This is a genomic window from Streptomyces sp. NBC_01750, from assembly GCF_035918095.1.
In the GTDB taxonomy this organism is placed as follows: domain Bacteria; phylum Actinomycetota; class Actinomycetes; order Streptomycetales; family Streptomycetaceae; genus Streptomyces.
In genome coordinates this window covers 750,229-768,731 of the sequence record NZ_CP109137.1, presented here as the reverse complement: position 1 = coordinate 768,731, position 18,503 = coordinate 750,229, and the positions used below count along the sequence as shown (strand labels likewise).

The window sequence follows — 18,503 nt, the reverse complement described above, 5'->3', positions numbered from 1 at the left end:
GTATCCAGCTCTTGACCGGCCGGTCGCAGCCACCCAAGATCGCGCCATGACAGCTGTACGAAGCAACACAGTCGACGCCGGTGTGCGCAGCGGCGCACGGCGCACCCCCGACCGCACCGCCGTGCGCTATGCGGACCGGACATGGAGCTATGCCGAACTCGACACCGCCGTCACCACGGCGGCGGCCGTCCTGACCGGCCGTGGCCTGCGCCAGGGGGAGCGGGTCGCCTCCTACGGCCATAACTCCGACGCGTATCTCATCGGCTTCCTCGGCTGCGCCCGGGCAGGGCTTGTCCATGTCCCGGTCAACCAGAACCTCACCGGCGACGACCTCGCGTACATCATCGAGCAGTCGGGCAGCGCTCTCGTCCTCGCCGACCCCGACCTCGCGCCGCGACTGCCCGGGGGACTGCCTGTCATGCCGCTGCGGGACGCGGACGACTCACTGCTGACCGAGCTGCGTACGCCGCGCGACTTCACACCCGAGCGCGAGCCGGGGACCGAGGACCTGGTCCAGCTGCTCTACACCTCCGGCACCACCGCCCTGCCCAAGGGCGCGATGATGACCCACCGGGCGCTCGTCCACGAGTACGTCAGCGCGGTCGCCGCCCTCGATCTGCGCGAGACCGACCGGCCCGTCCACTCGCTGCCGCTCTACCACTCCGCCCAGATGCATGTGTTTCTGCTGCCGTACCTCGCGGTCGGCGCGGAGAACACCATCCTGGACGCGCCCGACGCGACACAGATCTTCGATCTCGTCGAAGCAGGCCGTGCCGACAGTCTCTTCGCGCCGCCGACCGTATGGATCGGCCTGTCGAACCACCCGGAGTTCGCCACCCGCGATCTCGGCGCCCTGCGCAAGGCGTACTACGGCGCCTCGATCATGCCCGTACCCGTGCTCGAGAGGCTCCGGGAGCGGCTGCCGGGTCTCGGCTTCTACAACTGCTTCGGGCAGAGTGAGATCGGCCCGCTCGCCACGGTCCTCGGCCCGGACGAGCACGAGGGCCGGATGGACTCCTGCGGACGGACCGTCCTCTTCGTCGAGGCGAAGGTTGTCGACGAGAGCGGCGAGGAGGTCGCCGACGGCACGGCCGGCGAGATCGTCTACCGCTCTCCGCAGCTCTGTGAGGGCTACTGGGACAAACCTGAGGAGACCGAAGAGGCCTTCCGCGACGGCTGGTTCCGCTCCGGCGACCTCGCAGTCCGCGACGCCGAGGGATACTTCACGGTCGTCGACCGGGTGAAGGACGTCATCAACTCCGGGGGAGTACTGGTCGCTTCGCGACAAGTCGAGGACGCCCTCTACACCCATCCCGCAGTCGCGGAGGCCGCGGTCATCGGCCTGCCCGACGAACGCTGGATCGAGGCCGTCACCGCCGTTGTCGTCACCCGCGGTGAGGTGACGGAAGCCGAACTCATCGACCACACACGGGAGGAACTCGCCCACTTCAAGGCCCCGAAGAAGGTCCTGTTCGTGGACGAGCTGCCGCGCAATGCCAGCGGAAAGATCCTCAAGCGAGAGCTCAGGGACCGCTTCACCTCGTCCTGAGGTCCACGATCCGCTTGATCTTGCCCACCGACCGCTCCAGCGTCCCGGGATCGACCACCTCGACCCCGACCGACACGCCGATGCCGTCCTTCACGGCCGCCGCGATCGCCGTCGTGGCGGCCGCACGCTGCTCGGACGTCGCCTCCGCCCGCGCCTCGGCCCGTACGGTCAGCGCGTCGAGACGACCCTCGCGGGTCAGCCGCAGCTGGAAGTGCGGGGCGATATGCGGCGTACGCAGCACGATCTCCTCGATCTGGGTCGGGAAGAGGTTCACTCCGCGCAGGATCACCATGTCGTCGCTGCGCCTGGTGACCTTCTCCATCCGCCGGAAGACCCGTGCCGTACCCGGAAGCAGACGCGTCAGGTCCCGTGTCCGGTACCGGATCACCGGCATGGCCTCCTTGGTGAGCGAGGTGAAGACCAGCTCACCGGAGACGCCATCCGGCAGTACCTCGCCGGTGAACGGATCGACGACCTCCGGGTAGAAGTGGTCCTCCCAGACGTGCAGCCCGTCCTTGGTCTCCACACATTCCTGTGCCACGCCCGGGCCCATCACCTCCGACAGCCCGTAGATGTCGACGGCGTCGATCGCGAACCGCTCCTCGATCTCACGCCGCATCTCCTCCGTCCACGGCTCCGCGCCGAAGATCCCGACCTTGAGGGAGGTGGTGCGCGGGTCGATGCCCTGCCGCTCGAACTCGTCGAGGATCGTGAGCATGTACGAAGGGGTGACCATGATGATCTCGGGCCGGAAGTCCTGGATCAGCTGCACCTGGCGGGCGGTCATGCCGCCGGAGGCCGGGATGACGGTGCAGCCGAGGCGCTCTGCGCCGTAGTGCGCGCCGAGGCCCCCGGTGAACAGCCCGTATCCGTAGGCCACATGGACCTTGTGGCCGGGTCGGCCACCTGCGGCGCGGATCGAACGGGCCACCACGTCCGCCCAGGTGTCCAGATCGCGCCCGGTGTACCCGACGACGGTGGGACGGCCCGTGGTCCCGCTGGAGGCATGGATCCGCCGCACCTCGGACTGCTTCACCGCGAACATCCCGAACGGATAGTTGTCCCGCAGATCGGTCTTGGCCGTGAACGGGAAGCGGGACAGATCGGCGAGAGTGCGGCAGTCTTCGGGATGCAGCCCCGCCTTGTCGAAGGCCGACCGGTAGAAGCCGACGTTCTCGTACGCATGGCGCAAGGTCGCCCGAAGCCGCTCGAGCTGCAGCGCCTCGAGCTCCTCGCGGCTGAGCAGCTCCGCCGCGTCCAGCAGGTCCGTCATTCGGATACTCCCGTTCCAAACCGGACGACCGATCATTCGGTCGTGCTGTTCCGGGATCAGTAATCCAGCCCGCCCCGTCTTCTGGCAAGGGGTTGATTCCCAGAAATCGCTCTCAGCCGTTCACGATGCGCGGCGGCTCGACGGTCGACTGCTGCGTACGGACGGATATCGGGCCCTGTCGCGGTGAGCCGCTGGTGAGCGGGGGAGTATGCGGGATAATAGTTGAACCGGCAAATAATCGCAGAGAAGGAGACCGTCATGCCTCAGCCCGAGGGAGCAGAGCTCGACGCCGTACTCGCCCGCAGGGAGCAGCTGCGGCAGCGCTATCTGCGCCCGGTCGTCGACCGGCCCCCGACCACCGCCGGCGGCATCCACCACGTGGCCTTCATCTGCCGCGATGTGGAGGAGACCATCCGCTTCTACCAGGAGTTCCTGGGCTTCCCGCTGGTCGAGATCGTGGAGAACCGCGACTACCGCGGCTCCACGCACTTCTTCTTCGACATCGGCCACGGCAATCTGCTGGGCTTCTTCGACTTCCCCGGCCATGAACACCCTCCCATCGAGGAGACGATCGGCGGGGTGCAGCATCTCGCTCTCTCGGTGGGCGTCGCGCAGTTCGACGCGGCCCGCGAGGCGATGGACGAGGCGGGCATCGACTATCTGGGCCCGGAACGCGGGGTCGAGGACAGCCTCTACATCCGTGACCCCAACGGTGTGCCGCTGGAGCTGTACCGGGAGCAGCTGGGCATTTTCAACGGCGAGCGTATCCTCAGCCGGACCGGCGGCGAGGGCTGAGGTCTATGCCTGAGGCCCGGATGGGATCCCTCGGAGGCGAGGCCGGGCCGGCCCCGCACCGGCGTGGAATGCCTCGACCGCCGGGCCCCCGCCCGGCCGTACCGCGGCCGGGGTGCGGAGCGGCCGTACTCCCGCCCCCACGCCGTGGCCGGTCTCTCCGCGCAGCGGCCGGCCACCGCCACCTGGTCGCCGCGGCCGAGTGCGGCACAGGCAGTCCCATCGGCGATCCGGCCCGGCAGAAGCCGGTCGTCGACGGCAGGGCCGGAAGGGTCACCGCGCGGCCGACTCCACCGCGACCGTCCGCGCCCAGCGGTAGTCCGCCTTACCGCTCGGCGAGCGCTGTATCTGCTGCGCGATCACCAGCTGCCGCGGGATCTTGTAGCCGGCGAGCCGGGTGCGGCAGTGCGACTGGATGTCGTCCAGCGTCGGCGTGAGCGCGCCCTCGCGGACCTGCACCACGGCCGCCACATGGTTGCCCCACCTGGTGTCCGGCACCCCGGCGACCAGCGCGTCGTACACGTCCGGATGGGACTTGAGCGCCTGCTCGACCTCCTCCGGATACACCTTCTCGCCACCGGTGTTGATGCACTGCGAGCCGCGGCCGAGAACGGTGACGATGCCTTCCTCGTCGACCGTCGCCATGTCGCCGAGCAGTACCCACCGCTCGTCGCCGCGCCGGAAGAACGTCTCGGCGGTCTTCTTCGGGTCGTTGTAATAGCCGAGCGGGACGTGTCCGCGCTGGGCGATGCGCCCCGGCTCGCCCGGCCTCACCGGTTCGTACGTGGCCGGGTCGACCACCGCCGTAAGGGCGTTGACCCGGAGTCTGAAGCCCTTCTCCGGTCCTGAGTCGTCGGTCGCGGTGCCGTTGAAGCCGGACTCCGACGAGCCGAAGTTGTTCAGCAGCATCACATGCGGCACCAGCGCCGTGAACTGCGCGCGCACCGTTTCCGACATGATCGCGCCGGAGCTCGAGACGCTGAACACCGAGGAGCAGTCGGTGCCCTTGAGCGGTCCCGAAAGCGCGTCGATCAACGGCCGCAGCATCGCGTCGCCGACCAGCGACACGCTGGTGACCTTCTCCTTCTCGATCGTGCGGAGCACTTCTTCCGGCACGAACTTGCGGTGGAGGACGATGCGTTGGCCGAAGTTGAAGGCGATGAACGCGGTGAGGGTGGAGGTGCCGTGCATCAGCGGCGGAGTGGGGAAGAAGGTGATGCCGTCAGCGCCCGCGGCCACCCGCTCGGCGAGCTCCTCGGGTGCGGCGACCGGCTCGCCCGTCGGCGCGCCGCCGCCGAGCCCGGCGAAGAACAGGTCCTCCTGGCGCCACATCACGCCCTTGGGCATACCGGTGGTGCCGCCGGTGTAGATGATGAACTGGTCGTCGGCGGAGCGTGCCCCGAAGCCCCGCCCGGGCGAAGCGGCCGCCTCGGCCTCCGTGAAGGCGACGGCGGACAGCCGTGGCGCGTCGTCCGGCGGCGTACCCACGCGCACCACATGCCGCAGCTTCCGCGTCTGCGGCAACGCGGCCGCGACCCGCTCGGTGAACTCCGCGTCGAAGACGAGCGCGGCGAGATCGGCGTCGCGGTAGAGGTAGACCAGCTCCTCCTCCACGTACCGGTAGTTGACGTTCACCGGCACGATGCGTGCCTTGAGGCAGCCGAGCACGGTCTGCAGATACTCGATGCCGTTGTAGAGGTGCAGGCCGAGATGCTCGCCGGGCTCGATGCCCGCGTCGATCAGATGGTGCGCGACGCGATTGGCCGCCGCGTCGAGTTCCGCATAGCTGAGCCTGCGCTCGGCGCCCGAACCGGGATGGTCGATGTACACCAGCGCCTCGCGGTCCGGCACCACATCGACGACCGATTCGAACAGGTCGGCAAGGTTGTACTCCACCGTTCCTCCTGACCCCGGCGAAACCCGGCGAACTTCGGCCCGGCGGTCATTAGAGCGCCGGTGCGCACAACAGGGAAGGGGTGCCGCGGAAGAAATCTGACTGCATGTCAGAAAACTATTGAACTGGACCGCGGCCTACTGCAACCTGTTCTAGGTCTCAAGACGGGAGGTCCGCACATGGGACAACGTGGTGGTACCGAGCACCTCACCGTGCAGCGCGAAGGCGCCACGCTGGTGCTCACCTTGAACAGGCCCGAGGCGAAGAACGCGCTCTCGATGCCGATGCTGGTCGGACTGCACGACGGCTGGCTGGAGGCGGACGAGGACGACGCGATCCGCTCCATCGTGCTGACCGGGGCGGGCGGCTCCTTCTGCGCCGGCATGGATCTGAAGGCCCTCGCGGGCAAGGGGATGGAAGGAGAGCACTACCGGGACCGGATGAAAGCCGACCCGGACCTGCACTGGAAGGCCATGCTGCGCCACCACCGTCCCCGGAAACCGGTGATCGCCGCCGTCGAGGGGTATTGCGTCGCCGGCGGCACCGAGATCCTCCAGGGCACCGACATCCGGGTCGCGGGCGAGAGCGCCACCTTCGGCCTCTTCGAGGTCAAGCGGGGCCTCTTCCCGATCGGCGGTTCGACCGTACGCCTTCAGCGTCAGATCCCGCGGACACATGCCCTGGAAATGCTGCTCACCGGCCGTCCGTACAGCGCGGAAGAGGCGCGGGGGATCGGGCTCATCGGCCATGTCGTCCCCGACAGCACCGCACTGGAGAAGGCCCTCGCCATCGCCGAGCAGATCAACGCCTGCGGGCCCCTCGCCGTCGAGGCGGTGAAGGCATCGGTCTACGAGACCGCCGAGCTGACCGAGACCGAGGGCCTGGCCGCCGAGCTGAAACGCGGCTGGCCGATTTTCGACACCGCCGACGCCAAGGAAGGCTCCCGCGCCTTCGCCGAGAAGCGCCCGCCGGTCTTCCGGCGCGCCTGACCGAGGGAGATGCCAGATGCCCGAACTCCTCAGCGCACCGCTGGTCGTCGAGTTCCCGTTCACCCGCTCCCTCGGCCCCGTACAGAGCGCCTTCCTCACCGGACTGCGCGAGCGCACCGTACTGGGCGTGCGGACCAGTGACGGCAAGGTTCTCGTACCACCCGTCGAGTACGACCCCGCCACCGCCGAGGAGATCCGCGATCTGGTCGAGGTCGGTGCCACCGGAACCGTCACCACGTGGGCCTGGAACCCCGGCCCGCGCCGCGGCCAGCCGCTGCCGACGCCCTTCGCCTGGGTGCTGGTGAAGCTCGACGGCGCCGACACCGCGCTCCTCCATGTCCTGGACGCGCCCGGCCCCGACGACGTACGCAGCGGACTGCGCGTCCGGATCCGCTGGGCCGAGGAGCGCACCGGAGCCATCACCGACATCGCCTGCTTCGAGCCGGACGACACCGAGCCGGACGACACCGAGCCGGCCGCTCATGTCACCGGGCACAGCGGCGTGTTCGACGACGCGGTCACCGGCATCGTGACTCCCGCCAGGCTGGACTACACCTACTCGCCGGGCCGCGCGCAGTCCGGCTACATCAACGCCCTCGCGGGACGCAAGACCGTCGGCGAGCGCTGCCCGTCCTGCCGGAAGGTGTACGTCCCGCCCCGCGGCGCCTGCCCCACCTGTGGCGTCGCCACCAGCGAGCAGGTCGAGGTGGGGCCGCGCGGCACCGTCACCACCTACTGCATCGTCAACATCAAGGCCGCGCATACGGCGAATCTCGGCATCGAAGTGCCGTACGTCTACGCGCACATCGCCCTCGACGGCGCCGACCTGGCCCTGCACGGACGCATCGGCGGCATCCCGTACGACCAGGTGCGCATGGGCCTGCGCGTCGAACCGGTGTGGACGTCCAGCAGCCGCCACCCCGACCATTACCGGCCCACCGGCGAGCCGGACGCCGACTACGACCAGTACAAGGAGCTGCTCTGATGCGATACGCCAGGGACGTGGCCATCGTCGCCTTCGCGCAGACGGACACCCTGCGGCGCACCGACGAGCTCTCCGAGGTCGAGATGGTGATGCCGGTGCTGCACGACGTGCTGCGGCAGACCGGACTGCGGACCAGCGATATCGGCTTCACCTGCTCCGGCTCCAGCGACTATCTCGCCGGCCGCGCCTTCTCCTTCACGATGGCCCTCGACGGCGTGGGCGCCTGGCCGCCCATCCCCGAGTCCCATGTGGAGATGGACGGTGCCTGGGCGCTCTACGAGGCCTGGGTGAAGATCCTCACCGGTGAGGCGGACACCGCCCTCGTCTACGCGTACGGCAAGTCCTCGCCCGGCGAGGTGCGCGACGTACTGACCCGCCAGCTCGACCCGTACTACGTCGCCCCGCTCTGGCCCGACTCGGTCGCGCTCGCGGCACTCCAGGCACAGGCGCTGATCGACGCGGGCGCGGCCGACGAGCCGGCGCTGGCCGCCGTGGCGGACCGCAGTCGCACCGACGCCTCGGACAACCCGCACGCTCAGCTGAAGGGTTCCGTTCCGTCGGGCGATTACATCGTCCGACCGTTGCGGACCGGGGACTGCCCGCCCATCGGTGACGGCGCGGCCGCGGTGATCCTCGCGTCCGGGGACCGGGCCCGCGAGCTGTGCGAGCGCCCCGCGTGGATCCGCGGGATGGACCACCGCATCGAAGCGCACAGTCTCGGTGTACGCGACCTCACCGACTCGCCCTCCACCCGCCTCGCCGCCGAACACGCCGGAGCCTTCGAACGGCCGGTGGACACCGCCGAACTGCACGCTCCCTTCAGCTCTCAGGAAGTCGTCCTGCGGCGCACCCTCAAGCTCAACGACAGCGTGAGGGTAAACCCGTCCGGCGGAGCGCTCGCCGCCAACCCGGTCATGGCCGCGGGCCTCATCCGCCTCGGCGAGGCCGCCGCCCGCATCCACCGCGGCGAGTCCGACCGGGCGCTCGCCCACGCCACCTCCGGCCCCTGCCTCCAGCAGAACCTGGTCGCCGTACTCGAGGGAGAGTCATGAGCAAGGCTGCGACATCCAAAGAGTGCGTGGCCGTCGTCGGTATCGGCCAGACCAAGCACGTCGCCGCCCGCCGGGACGTCTCCATCGCCGGTCTCGTACGCGAAGCGGCCCGGCGGGCCCTGGACGATGCCCACCTGACCTGGGCGGACATCGACGCCGTCGTCATCGGCAAGGCCCCCGACTTCTTCGAGGGCCTGATGATGCCGGAGCTCTACCTCGCCGACGCGCTCGGCGCGGTCGGCAAGCCGATGCTGCGCGTCCACACCGCGGGCTCGGTCGGCGGCTCCACCGCGCTCGTCGCCTCCAACCTGGTGGCCTCCCGTGTGCACGGCACCGTGCTCACCCTCGCCTTCGAGAAGCAGTCCGAGTCCAACGCCATGTGGGGTCTGTCCCTGCCGATCCCGTTCCAGCAGCCGCTGCTGGCGGGTGCGGGAGGCTTCTTCGCCCCGCACGTACGTGCGTACATGCGCCGTACCGGTGCCCCCGACACGGTCGGCTCCCTCGTCGCGTACAAGGACCGCCGCAACGCCTTGAAGAATCCGTACGCCCATCTCCATGAGCACGACATCACCCTGGAGAAGGTCCAGGCGTCCCCGATGCTCTGGGACCCGATTCGCTACTCCGAGACCTGCCCGTCCTCCGACGGCGCGTGCGCGATGATCCTCACCGACCGTGCGGGTGCGGCCCGTTCACCGCGGCCGCCCGCGTGGATGCACGGCGGCGCGATGCGCAGCGAGCCCACGATGTTCGCCGGCAAGGACTTCGTATCGCCGCAGGCCGGCAAGGACTGCGCGGCCGATGTCTACCGGCAGGCGGGGATCGCCGACCCGCGCCGCGAGATCGACGCCGTTGAGATGTACGTCCCGTTCTCCTGGTACGAGCCGATGTGGCTGGAGAACCTGGGCTTCGCCGCCGAAGGAGAGGGCTGGAAACTCACCGAGTCCGGCGTCACCGAACTCGACGGCGATCTGCCCGTCAATCCGTCGGGTGGGGTGCTGTCCACCAACCCCATCGGGGCCTCCGGCATGATCCGTTTCGCCGAAGCCGCCCTCCAGGTGCGCGGCCTGGCGGGTGAGCACCAGGTCGAGGGAGCCCGCAAAGCACTGGGACACGCCTACGGCGGCGGAGCCCAGTTCTTCTCCATGTGGCTGGTCGGGGCCGAACCGCCCACGACATGATCCGCCGCCCGCGGCGGCGCGTCACATCGGACAGGCCGCGGTCCTTCTTCCGTGGCCTGTCCGTGACCGGAGTCGGTCGCTAGTCTGAGCCCCGGACGACGAACCGGGAGGAGCACGGACGTGGCCGAGAGTATGACCACCACGCAGATTTTTTCGGGTTGGGACAAGCCGGAACTCGACCTCAGCAACGCCGACTGGCAGTCGGGCAGCCAGGGAACGGGAGACGTCCAGATCGCCTTCGTGGAGGGATTCATCGCCATGCGCAACGGCGGGCGGCCGGAGAGCCCGTCCCTGATCTTCAGCCCGGCAGAGTGGCGCGCCTTCGTCATCAACGCCCGCGAGGGGGAGTTCGACCTCACATGACGGTCATGTGACCGTCCGAGCCGTCTTCCGGGCCGCTTTCTGCGCCTGTTTCGCCCGGGCGTCGACGACGGCGTACGGCAGACCGGGCAGTAACAGCACAAGTGTGCCCCACAGAGGCAGGTCGAACAGGGGCTCGTCGCCGGCCAGCCGGTTGGTGATCACCAGGACCGGCAGGCCGACCACGAAGGCGAGCACCCACCCCTTGCGTATGCCGAGTCTGCCGCGGCGCAGTTCCCAGGCGACGGTGACGGCCGCGACGGCGGCGTAGAAGCCGATCCGGCTCGGGAGTACGGGCAGCACCGTGCTCCACCGGAGCAGGTGGCCGAACAGCAGCGCCACGCCGAGAACGTAGGACACGGTCGCGGCCATCCGCAGCAGCCGGTACGGCAGCGGGCGGCGGGCCCGCGCCCAGGACGTGGCGAACGCCGTGATGTCCTGGCCGACGACGTCCTGTGGGGTGCGCCCGGTCGCTTCGGCGTCCGCGAGATCCTTGGAGAGCTCCTCCAGCAACTCCCGTACGGAGGCCTCGTCGAGGCCCCGGTACTCCCAGTTGCTGCGGCACACCGCCAGCACATCATCGTTCGTCATTCCGCGATTCCCCCCGTGGTCCGGTGTCCAGCGAGCCGAAGATACCTGTCCGTACGTGAGCGGCGCTGCTGTCTTCGCGGCAGCAGCTCGCCGCATGCCCTCCAGGCTTTGAACAGGGAAGGGGAGTTTCGCGTATCTCTCTGCGCACACCGGAACCCGGGGTGCGCAGGTTTCCCGCGAGGAATTCGTTCCGAGACTGTGAGGGATCAGCCCATGAATGAGTCCGTCAATCCTCCTCTCCAAGCTCTCCCGGACGGTGAGGCCGAACTCCGCCTGGTGCTCCGTCTGCAGTGGGAGGACGTTGCGGCACTGGGACAGGAGGCCGGCCGGCTGGCCGCGCAGATGCAGCGTCCGGTGACTCTCGACGAGGCCGCAAGCCATCGGCTGCGTACGCGATCCGCCTCCCACGCGCGGCCCGCACCGGAGCGGACTCAGCAGGGCGTGCCCTCCTCGGTTTCGTCGCTCACGTCCCGAACCCCCGGTGAGCATGCCCGGCAGGCCATAGAGAAGATCAACGGTACTGTCGGCCCCGGGCTCGGCCCCACCCAGACCTCGGCCTGACGGGCCGGCGGCCGCCCGACCGCGTTTGGCAAGGCGGGTCCGCGTACGCCCTCACGGGCGTACTCTGAGGTGCCTCGAGGACGTACGTCCGGCAGCCCTCTTGCCGTGCCGGGCGCACGCCCCGGCCGTGGGGGTGCACCATGACGCGACGCGCCGGCAGAACCAGGCGTCGGCTGTTCGAGCGCGAAGCCGAACTGTCCGCTGTCGACGAAGCGTTGAGCGAGCTGGTCGGCCTCCGCCCGGACGACGCGGAACCTCCCGAGCGCCCGCGCGGCGCACTTCTCTCCTTCGCGGGCCACGCGGGCCTCGGGAAGACGACCCTCCTGACCGAGGTCCGCCGCCGCGCCGCCGCGAAGGGCTGCACCCTGCTCTCCGCGCGTGGCGGCGACCAGGAACAGCGCGTCGCCTTCCACGTCGCCCGCCAGCTCATCCAGCCGCAGCTCGCCGGCTCCTCCGAGGCAGCACTCCGTCTGCAGCTGGGGAGTTGGTACGCCATCGTCGGCCCCGCGCTCGGCCTGTGCACCGCGGAGGCGGGCGCCCCGCCCGACCCGCAGGGTCTGCGCGACGGCCTCGACTGGGTCCTCACACATCTCGCCGTCCAGCGCGCCCCGCTCGTACTCGTCCTCGACGACGCCCACTGGGCCGACCCGGAGTCGCTGAGCTGGCTCGCCGCCTTCGCGCCGCGCGCCGAAGAGCTGCCGATGCTGCTTGTCGTCGCCTACCGGCCCGAGGAACTCCCCGCCCACGCCCAGCAGTTCCGCGGACTTCCCGGGCGGGCCGGACAACGTCCCATCGATCTCGAACCCCTCACGGCACCGGCCGTCGGCCGGCTCGTGCGCGAGGGGCTCGGCGCTCACGCCGATGACGCGTTCTGCCGCGAATGCTGGGCCGTCACCGCGGGCAATCCCTTCGAAGCCGTCGAACTCACGGCCAAGGTCCACGACCGGGGACTCGAACCCAACGAGGCCGGCGCCCATCTCCTGCGCGACCTCGCCGCCGCCGTCAAGGGCAGCGGACTCGTCACCCGCCTGGAGCGCCTCGGTACCTCCACCGTGCGCCTCGCCTGGGCCGGCGCCGTACTCGGCACCGAAATCCCGCCCGCACTCGCCGCCGCCGTCGCGGGCCTCGGCAGCGAAGCGGCCGCCGATGGCGCCGACCGGCTCCGCGACGCCCGCATCCTCACCGGCTCCGACACGCTCGAATTCGTCCACCCACTGATCGCCACCGCCGTCTACCGCGCCATCCCTGATGCCGTGCGCGTCGCCCTGCACGGCCAGGCCGCCTGGTCCGTCGTCGACGCCGGACTCGGCTCCACCGCGGCAGCCCGCCACCTCATGGAGACCCACCCCGAAGGTGACCCCTGGGTCGTCCACCATCTGCGCGAGGCCGCCCGCGAGACCCTGCGCGCCGGCGCCCCCGATGCCGCGTGCCGGCATCTGGCCCGCGCCCTGCGCGAACCCCCGCCCTTCGAGGACCGGGCCGCCGTCCTGTACGAACTCGGCTGCGCCTCCCTGCTCACCGAACCCGCCACCACCGTCAACCATCTGCGCGCGGCCCTCGAGGAGCCCATCGCCGACCCCGCCCTGCGCCAGGGCATCGTCTACCGCCTCTCCCAGGTCCTCGCCCACAGCGACCGCCTCGGCGAGGCCTGCGACACCCTGGCCCGCGAAGCCCGCCTCACCACCGACCCGCGCACCCGGCTGCGTATGCGGGCCGAGAAATTCATGTGGGACGCCTTCCGCGCCGACGAGTCCGACTCGCCCGCCCGCTCCCGGCGGCTGGCCCGCCTCGCTGACCGGCTCACCGGACGCGACCTCACCGAGCGCTACATCATCGGCCTGCGCGGCTGGGACGCCATGCTGCGCGCCGAACCCGCCTCCGTCGCCCTGCGTCATGCCGAACGCGCCCTCGACGGCGGACTGGGCTGGGCCGCCGAGGACCGTGGGTTCGAAGTCCCCGTCCTGGTCGCCCTCACGTTCCTCTACGCCGATCGCCCGGGCCGCGCCGAGGAGCTGTTCGCGGCCGGCACCGCGGAGTTCGAACGCCAGGGCTGGCGCGGTGCGCACCTCTCGTTCGCGTACACCCTCCTGGCCTACATCCGCTTCCGGCGCGGACGTCTGGCGGAGGCGGAGGACTTCGTACGGGCCGGGCTGCGGCTCGCCGAAAGGGTCGGTCCCCGTACGCCCGTCGAGTGGTACGCGCTCGGCACCCTCGTCGAGGTCCTGCTCGCCCGGGGACGTACGGACGAGGCCGAACGGGTCGCAGAGGACCACGGCTTCGGCGAACCGTTCCCCGCGGCCGTGACCTTCCCCGACTCCCAGACCGTGTACGGCGAACTTCTGCTCGCCTGCGGCCGCCCGAAGGAGGCGGCCGTGGAACTGGCCGCGGCCGGCCGACGGCTCGACCCGCGCGGAATGCGCAACCCCGCCTGGTGCCCCTGGCAGCTCCACCTCGCCCGCGCCGAGGCGCACGACGCTCCGGAACGCGCCCGGGAGACCGCACTCGAAGCCGTGGCCCGCGCCCGCCGGTTCGCCACCGCATCGGCGATCGGCCAGGCGCTGCGCGTCGCCGCCGAGGTCTCCGGCGGCACCGAGCGCACCGCCTTCCTCGAAGAGGCCGTGTTCCGGCTCGAGCGCTCACCCGCCGCGTACGAACTCGCCCACGCCCTCGTCGACCTCGGCACGCACCTGCGCCGCACCGGTCACCCGCGGGAAGCCGCCGAGCACCTCTACCGCGGTCTCGAGGCTGCCGGGCAGTGCGGCGCGGACGGGCTCGCGGATACGGCGCGTGACGAACTCGCCGCCGCCGGGTTGCGGCCGCGGCAGCTGCGCGTCATCGAGACCGACGCTCTCACCGCCCGTGAACGGACCGCGGCCGTGCTGACGGTCCAGGGACGCGACACGGCCGACGTGGCGGCCGCACTTCACGTCGGCGAACAGGCCGTGACCAGGTTGCTCTCCGCCGTCTACCGCAAGGTGGGCACCGATGCGGGGGGCTTGGCGGAAGCCATCGGAGAGGGTCTCGCCGACACTCCGGACGGCCCTCATGGACGGTGACAGACGGCGTCCAGGAGGCACCGGGCCCCGGCTCGGCCGGGCCCGCCCGGACACGTACCATGGCGGTATGTCCTTCCTCCGCCGCCGCAGCGCCGCCACCCCCGCGGGCCCGGACTTCGATGTCCTGGCCATGGACCCGGGGGACTGGCCCGGCAATCTCGGCGCCGGGATCCTTCCCGCTCCCGACGGCACCTGCCAGGGCGTCTTCCTGCGGTACGACCTGTTCGGCGGCCGCGGCCCCGCGATGATCATCGGCAATCTGCCGGAGGGCTCGCCGGCCCGCGAGATCGAAGAGGGCCAGATCCCCTTCGAGGTGGCGCAGCTGCTGCTCGCGCTGGAGAACGAGGAGCCCGTCGATGTGGTGGACATCGAGGACATGCCGGTGATGCAGGGCGACAACCTGCTGATCGTGCGCCGCCTCAAGCTCTCCGAAAGCCGTATCTCCTGCGTCCAGTTCGACCGCAGTGACAATGTCCTGGTCACCATCGCCAGCTGGGACCGGCCGATCACGGACGATCTGTACGCACTGCTGAAGCCGCTGCCCGCGGAGCTGTTCCAGCAGGGTTGAGAGCCTCGACAGCCTCTGGTCCGACGGTACGGCCCGCCGCGATCGCCCGCACGGTGGGCCGCAACGGCCGGTGCTGTGTTCCGACGGTGCTGTGTTCCGACGGTGCTGTGTTCCGGTTCGCTCCGCTCTGCGTGCTACGTCATGACGCCGGGCGGCCGGGCGAACAGCGTCGCTGCGCGGGCCGCCGAAGTGCCGGGTCCCAAGGGGCCGTTGAGCCGCCACGGAGCGGCATGTCCGGCCCGCAGATCCTCCTCGCGGTAGCGCCTGCAGCCGCGGTGCCAGGTCAGGATTGCGGACATCCAGTTCTCCAGTTCGTGGACATAGCCGTCCAGGATCTCCCGTGTCCCGCGGTCCAGGCCGAGGTCGTCGTACAGCTGCGGGAGCTCATGCGCGACGATGTGCTGGAACTGCCGCATCCGCGAGTTCATCAGATCGGCGACGATCGACATTCCCGCCGGGTAGTCGACGCCGAAGAAGTTCTGCACGACCAGGATCGCGTTGTGCACCTCGCCCTCGTACTCGATCTCCTTCTGGTACGAGAAGAGATCGTTGAGGAGCGCGGCCTGGTCCATGGCGGCGTTCTCCAGCGAGCGGACGGGACCGCTGAGATAGATCTCCTCGGGCACCCGGTCGCCGTGCCGGATCCGGCACAGCCTCGTCGTCATCTCGGCGCCGAAGGTGTGGCGTCGCATCTCGATGTAGTCCACCGGGTCAGGGATGCGGTGCTGAGCCTGGTTGGCCAGCTCCCACAACCAGGCTGCCGTCATGATCTCCACGGACTCACGGAAGGCGCGGCGGTCCTTCGGGGACATCGGGCCCGCCGTGCGCTGCCACAGGTCGTCCAGACCGCGTTCCATCGCGCCGGAGGGCTCCGGTGCCGGTGAGCCGTCCACCGGCATGAACAGCGAGAGACGCTCGTTGGCGGCCCGCGCCCCGGCCAGATCGCGGGTGCGCCCGTACGCCGCGGGGAAGAGATCGTCCCCGTACGTGCCCCAGGTCAGCCACGCCGACGACAGATCGAGCTCCTCGGGCGTCGCTTCCGGGTGGAGCCCCGCCGCGCAGAGCGGGAAGTCGAAGCCCGCCAGCTTCCGCTCGTCCCAGACGTGCGAACCGGGCAGCCCCGGCTGAGCCTCCAGCATGCCTGTCCGGCGGGCCCACTCGACCGTCCGGCCCCGCGATCCTTCCAGATGCGGACTGAGCGTCGTCTTGAACGGCATGAAGAATTCGGGCAGTTGGGACGGCCCCACCCGCTGGTGCGGCAGATGGGTGAGACTTCGCCACCGGGCGGCCTCCGCGCGCGGCGTGAGCCGGATGGAGGCCGCTGCCATCCCGAAGGCGTCCCCGGTGAGGCCGGGGCCGACGCGTGCCTCCTCGTTCATGTAGCGGCTGGAGCGCAGGTGCCACTCATGGCCGCCGGACTGCCAGTCCTGCAGACCCTTCACATAGGCGAGGACAGCGGCGGTCTGCGCCGGCTCGAGGCCCTTCTCGGCGCAGAGCGGCCCCAGTTCGGTGAAGAAGGTGTTCTCGAACTGCTGCAGCCGGGAGGTCAGCAGATCATTGACCGCCTCGGCCGCCTCCTGGGTCGTACAGCCCAGAAAGGTCTCCAGTACCAGTACGCCATTGCTGTTCTCGCCCTCGGCCTCGACCTCGCGCTGGTACGAGAAGAGGTCGTTGCGCAGATGCACACCGTCGGAGAAGGCGTCCCGCAGGACCCGCAGCGGCCGGGAGCCGGCGACGGACGCCGGGACCTCGGCTCGCGCCGCGTACTCCACAAGACACGCCGACCAGGGCGCGCCACCCACCTTGCGGCGCATCTCGATGTACTCGACGGGGTTGGCGATGCGCCCCTCGTTGATGTTGGACAGTTCCCAGAGGGACTCGTTCAGCAGATTCTCGGTGGCCTCGGCGAACCGGCCCCGCCAGCCGCCGGACATGCCGGGCACGGTCCGCGCCCACAGATCGGCGAGACCCGACTCGACCGGGTTGGTGGGTTCGGGTGTGCCCGCCGAAAGATCCATCGGCATGAAGGCCGACAGCCGGTCCAGATAGGCCTTGCCGCCGTCGCGGTCCTGGCTGCGCTTGAAGATCTCCAGAAAGTGGTCGTCGAAGAAGAAGACCCACACATACCAGTCGGTCACCAGGGAGAGTGCGTCGGCGTCGCAGTCGGGATGGGTGTAAGAGCACAGCAGGGCGTAGTCGTGCGCGTCGAGGTCGCTCTCCTCCCAGATGCCGGAGCCCTCCAGCATCGCCATCCGACGCGCCCACTCCTTGGTGTGCCGTCGTGCCTCCTCGACGTACGGATTGAGCCGCGCCGGATACGGAACGTAGAAGTCCGGCAGTACGAAGGGCTGTGCCATGTGCGCCAGGGCCTTTCGGTGAGCATCCACGCGCGAGAGCGCGGACCGGAGTGGACGGGCCAGCCCTACCCGTCGCCCGTACGGCCCACGCTCCACGGCAATTACTGACCTCTTCGGGGTGTTGTCGGGTGGCGGGTGAGGCTGAAGCCGGTGCCGGCGAGACACCCGTCGATGAGTTCGGGATGACGCTGGATGCGACGCAGTCCGCGGCGTAAGACGCGTTCGAGATGCGCGTCGTCCGTGAAGGCGACGTTGGCCAACGGACCGCGTCGCAGCAGTGACCACACGCCTTCCACCGGGTTCAGATCCGGTGCATAGGAGGGAAGTTGCACGATGGTGAGCCAGTCGTGTTCGGCAGCGTACTGCCGCATTCCGGCGGCCCGGTGGGTGTTGAGATTGTCCCAGATCAAGACGATCGGGGCGCCGAGTTGCAGGTGAGCACGCACGACCAGGTCGCGGTAATCGCTCCAGGCGAAGCTCTTGCGCCCTGAACCGGGATGCTTGCGGTGACGATAGGGCCGGAAGATCAGCCGCGATGTCTCGCCGGGCTTATAGCAGCACAGGGCCGCGATCGAGAAGCGGCGCCAAGAGCGTCCTCGCACCCGCACCACCGGCGTGTGCCCCCGCCGGCTCCAGGTGCGGGCGAGGGACGGTGTCATCGAGAACCCTGCCTCGTCCTCGAACACCACGTACGCCCCGAGCGCCGCCGCAGTCATTCCACGTGCGGCCACACGTCCTTCTTCCACAACCCCACCGCGTCGTCGTCCCGTTCCACAGCCCGCCGGGCAGGCGACTGCCAGGACCAGCCGTGACGGTGCAGCAGCCGCCACACCGCCGCTGACGAGCAGTCCACCCCGAACTTCCACCAGATCAAGGCCCGGATCCGTCCCAGCGTCCAATGCTGGTCCTCCCAGCCATGCACGGCCGGCCCCCGCGCCAACTCCCGCTCCAGTTCGGCGAACCGCTCATCAGATACCTTCGGCACCTTCGCAGGCCCCGACGTCGCCAGAGCCTCCATACCGCCCGCCCGCCAGACGCGCCGCCACCGCTCCACCGACCGCGCACTGACCCGCAGATCCTTCGCGATCACCGCGTTCTTCTCGCCCCGCACGAACCGCTCACCAGCCTCGAAACGGACCCGCTCCCGAGCCTGCTGCCCCTCGGCGGTCAACCCGCCACCCTGCGCATACCGCATATCACCGGCCTACCGCAGGGATCACCACCCGTCACCCCCTCCGACAACACCTCGAAGAGGTCAGTAGTCACACAAGCGCAGGGAAATGCGGACGGTGCGCCAC

15 protein-coding genes are annotated in these 18,503 nt (G+C 69.8%); 10 read left to right on the top strand and 5 right to left on the bottom strand.

Annotated elements, in window-relative coordinates:
• Positions 1-46 precede the first annotated feature (46 nt).
• The gene (locus tag OG966_RS03425; RefSeq protein WP_326647843.1) at positions 47-1,549 is read left to right on the top strand and encodes an acyl-CoA synthetase; all 1,503 of its coding nucleotides are present in this window, start codon (positions 47-49) and stop codon (positions 1,547-1,549) included.
• Here the strand turns inward: OG966_RS03425 and paaK are convergent.
• Positions 1,536-2,822 (bottom strand): phenylacetate--CoA ligase PaaK, encoded by a 1,287-nt coding sequence (gene paaK, locus OG966_RS03420; protein ID WP_326647841.1) that lies wholly within the window; start codon positions 2,820-2,822, stop codon positions 1,536-1,538. The two genes, OG966_RS03425 and paaK, sit on opposite strands and share 14 nt — an antisense overlap.
• A 258-nt stretch (positions 2,823-3,080) precedes the next feature.
• Between paaK and OG966_RS03415 the strand changes: the two genes are divergently transcribed.
• On the top strand, positions 3,081-3,617 hold the full coding sequence (locus tag OG966_RS03415; RefSeq protein ID WP_326647840.1) for a VOC family protein: 537 nt from the start codon (positions 3,081-3,083) through the stop codon (positions 3,615-3,617).
• A 270-nt stretch (positions 3,618-3,887) separates the two neighbouring features.
• On the opposite strand, the gene OG966_RS03410 is transcribed toward OG966_RS03415, so the two are convergent.
• Positions 3,888-5,510, bottom strand: a complete 1,623-nt coding sequence (locus tag OG966_RS03410) for an acyl-CoA synthetase (RefSeq protein ID WP_326647839.1) — start codon at positions 5,508-5,510, stop codon at positions 3,888-3,890.
• Between the two features lie 177 nt (positions 5,511-5,687).
• Here OG966_RS03410 and OG966_RS03405 point away from each other — a divergent pair, with 177 nt between their 5' ends.
• The 5 genes from OG966_RS03405 (at position 5,688) to OG966_RS03385 (ending at position 10,075) form a co-directional block, all read left to right on the top strand.
• Complete coding sequence (locus OG966_RS03405) at positions 5,688-6,497, top strand: crotonase/enoyl-CoA hydratase family protein (protein ID WP_326647838.1); 810 nt, start codon at positions 5,688-5,690, stop codon at positions 6,495-6,497.
• Between the two features lie 16 nt (positions 6,498-6,513).
• Positions 6,514-7,482 carry a Zn-ribbon domain-containing OB-fold protein gene (locus tag OG966_RS03400; protein WP_326647837.1) on the top strand — a complete coding sequence of 323 codons (969 nt, stop codon included), beginning with the start codon at positions 6,514-6,516 and terminating at the stop codon, positions 7,480-7,482.
• Complete coding sequence (locus OG966_RS03395) at positions 7,482-8,534, top strand: thiolase domain-containing protein (RefSeq protein WP_326647836.1); 1,053 nt, start codon at positions 7,482-7,484, stop codon at positions 8,532-8,534. Before OG966_RS03400 ends, OG966_RS03395 begins: the two co-directional genes overlap by 1 nt.
• Positions 8,531-9,712 (top strand): thiolase domain-containing protein, encoded by a 1,182-nt coding sequence (locus OG966_RS03390; RefSeq protein WP_326647835.1) that lies wholly within the window; start codon positions 8,531-8,533, stop codon positions 9,710-9,712. The genes OG966_RS03395 and OG966_RS03390 overlap by 4 nt, the downstream gene beginning before the upstream one ends.
• Positions 9,713-9,844: 132 nt before the next feature.
• Complete coding sequence (locus OG966_RS03385; protein WP_326655071.1) at positions 9,845-10,075, top strand: DUF397 domain-containing protein; 231 nt, start codon at positions 9,845-9,847, stop codon at positions 10,073-10,075.
• 3 nt (positions 10,076-10,078) lie between these two features.
• Here OG966_RS03385 and OG966_RS03380 read toward each other — a convergent pair whose 3' ends face one another.
• Positions 10,079-10,663 (bottom strand): hypothetical protein, encoded by a 585-nt coding sequence (locus OG966_RS03380; protein WP_326647834.1) that lies wholly within the window; start codon positions 10,661-10,663, stop codon positions 10,079-10,081.
• A gap of 213 nt (positions 10,664-10,876) precedes the next feature.
• On the opposite strand from OG966_RS03380, the gene OG966_RS03375 reads away from it, so the two are divergent.
• The 3 genes from OG966_RS03375 to OG966_RS03365 all read left to right on the top strand — a co-directional run bounded on the left by OG966_RS03375 (position 10,877) and on the right by OG966_RS03365 (position 14,848).
• Positions 10,877-11,224, top strand: a complete 348-nt coding sequence (locus OG966_RS03375) for a hypothetical protein (RefSeq protein ID WP_326647833.1) — start codon at positions 10,877-10,879, stop codon at positions 11,222-11,224.
• A gap of 140 nt (positions 11,225-11,364) precedes the next feature.
• Positions 11,365-14,280 (top strand): ATP-binding protein, encoded by a 2,916-nt coding sequence (locus OG966_RS03370; RefSeq protein WP_326647831.1) that lies wholly within the window; start codon positions 11,365-11,367, stop codon positions 14,278-14,280.
• Positions 14,281-14,347: 67 nt separating this feature from the next.
• Positions 14,348-14,848: a hypothetical protein gene (locus OG966_RS03365; RefSeq protein WP_326647830.1), complete on the top strand. Its 501-nt coding sequence runs from the start codon at positions 14,348-14,350 to the stop codon at positions 14,846-14,848.
• A gap of 134 nt (positions 14,849-14,982) precedes the next feature.
• On the opposite strand, the gene OG966_RS03360 is transcribed toward OG966_RS03365, so the two are convergent.
• Both OG966_RS03360 and OG966_RS40705 read right to left on the bottom strand, forming a co-directional pair.
• Entirely contained in the window at positions 14,983-17,205 is a 2,223-nt protein-coding gene (locus tag OG966_RS03360; protein WP_326647829.1) for a terpene synthase family protein, read from the bottom strand.
• A 101-nt stretch (positions 17,206-17,306) separates the two neighbouring features.
• Positions 17,307-18,400, bottom strand: a protein-coding gene (locus tag OG966_RS40705) for an IS630 family transposase (RefSeq protein ID WP_442806643.1) whose coding sequence is annotated in 2 segments (ribosomal slippage) — positions 17,307-17,936 and positions 17,939-18,400 — 1,092 coding nt in all. Because the reading frame shifts where the segments join, the coding sequence is not laid out codon by codon here.
• Positions 18,401-18,503 lie beyond the last annotated feature (103 nt).

Excerpts from the sequence above, each read along its gene's own strand:
- OG966_RS03425 (WP_326647843.1), top strand. The coding sequence starts at position 47 with ATGACAGCTGTACGAAGCAACACAGTCGACGCCGGTGTGCGCAGCGGC.
- paaK (WP_326647841.1), bottom strand. The coding sequence starts at position 2,822 with ATGACGGACCTGCTGGACGCGGCGGAGCTGCTCAGCCGCGAGGAGCTC.
- OG966_RS03415 (WP_326647840.1), top strand. The coding sequence starts at position 3,081 with ATGCCTCAGCCCGAGGGAGCAGAGCTCGACGCCGTACTCGCCCGCAGG.
- OG966_RS03405 (WP_326647838.1), top strand. The coding sequence starts at position 5,688 with ATGGGACAACGTGGTGGTACCGAGCACCTCACCGTGCAGCGCGAAGGC.
- OG966_RS03400 (WP_326647837.1), top strand. The coding sequence starts at position 6,514 with ATGCCCGAACTCCTCAGCGCACCGCTGGTCGTCGAGTTCCCGTTCACC.
- OG966_RS03395 (WP_326647836.1), top strand. The coding sequence starts at position 7,482 with ATGCGATACGCCAGGGACGTGGCCATCGTCGCCTTCGCGCAGACGGAC.
- OG966_RS03390 (WP_326647835.1), top strand. The coding sequence starts at position 8,531 with ATGAGCAAGGCTGCGACATCCAAAGAGTGCGTGGCCGTCGTCGGTATC.
- OG966_RS03385 (WP_326655071.1), top strand. The coding sequence starts at position 9,845 with ATGACCACCACGCAGATTTTTTCGGGTTGGGACAAGCCGGAACTCGAC.
- OG966_RS03380 (WP_326647834.1), bottom strand. The coding sequence starts at position 10,663 with ATGACGAACGATGATGTGCTGGCGGTGTGCCGCAGCAACTGGGAGTAC.
- OG966_RS03375 (WP_326647833.1), top strand. The coding sequence starts at position 10,877 with ATGAATGAGTCCGTCAATCCTCCTCTCCAAGCTCTCCCGGACGGTGAG.
- OG966_RS03370 (WP_326647831.1), top strand. The coding sequence starts at position 11,365 with ATGACGCGACGCGCCGGCAGAACCAGGCGTCGGCTGTTCGAGCGCGAA.
- OG966_RS03365 (WP_326647830.1), top strand. The coding sequence starts at position 14,348 with ATGTCCTTCCTCCGCCGCCGCAGCGCCGCCACCCCCGCGGGCCCGGAC.
- OG966_RS03360 (WP_326647829.1), bottom strand. The coding sequence starts at position 17,205 with ATGGCACAGCCCTTCGTACTGCCGGACTTCTACGTTCCGTATCCGGCG.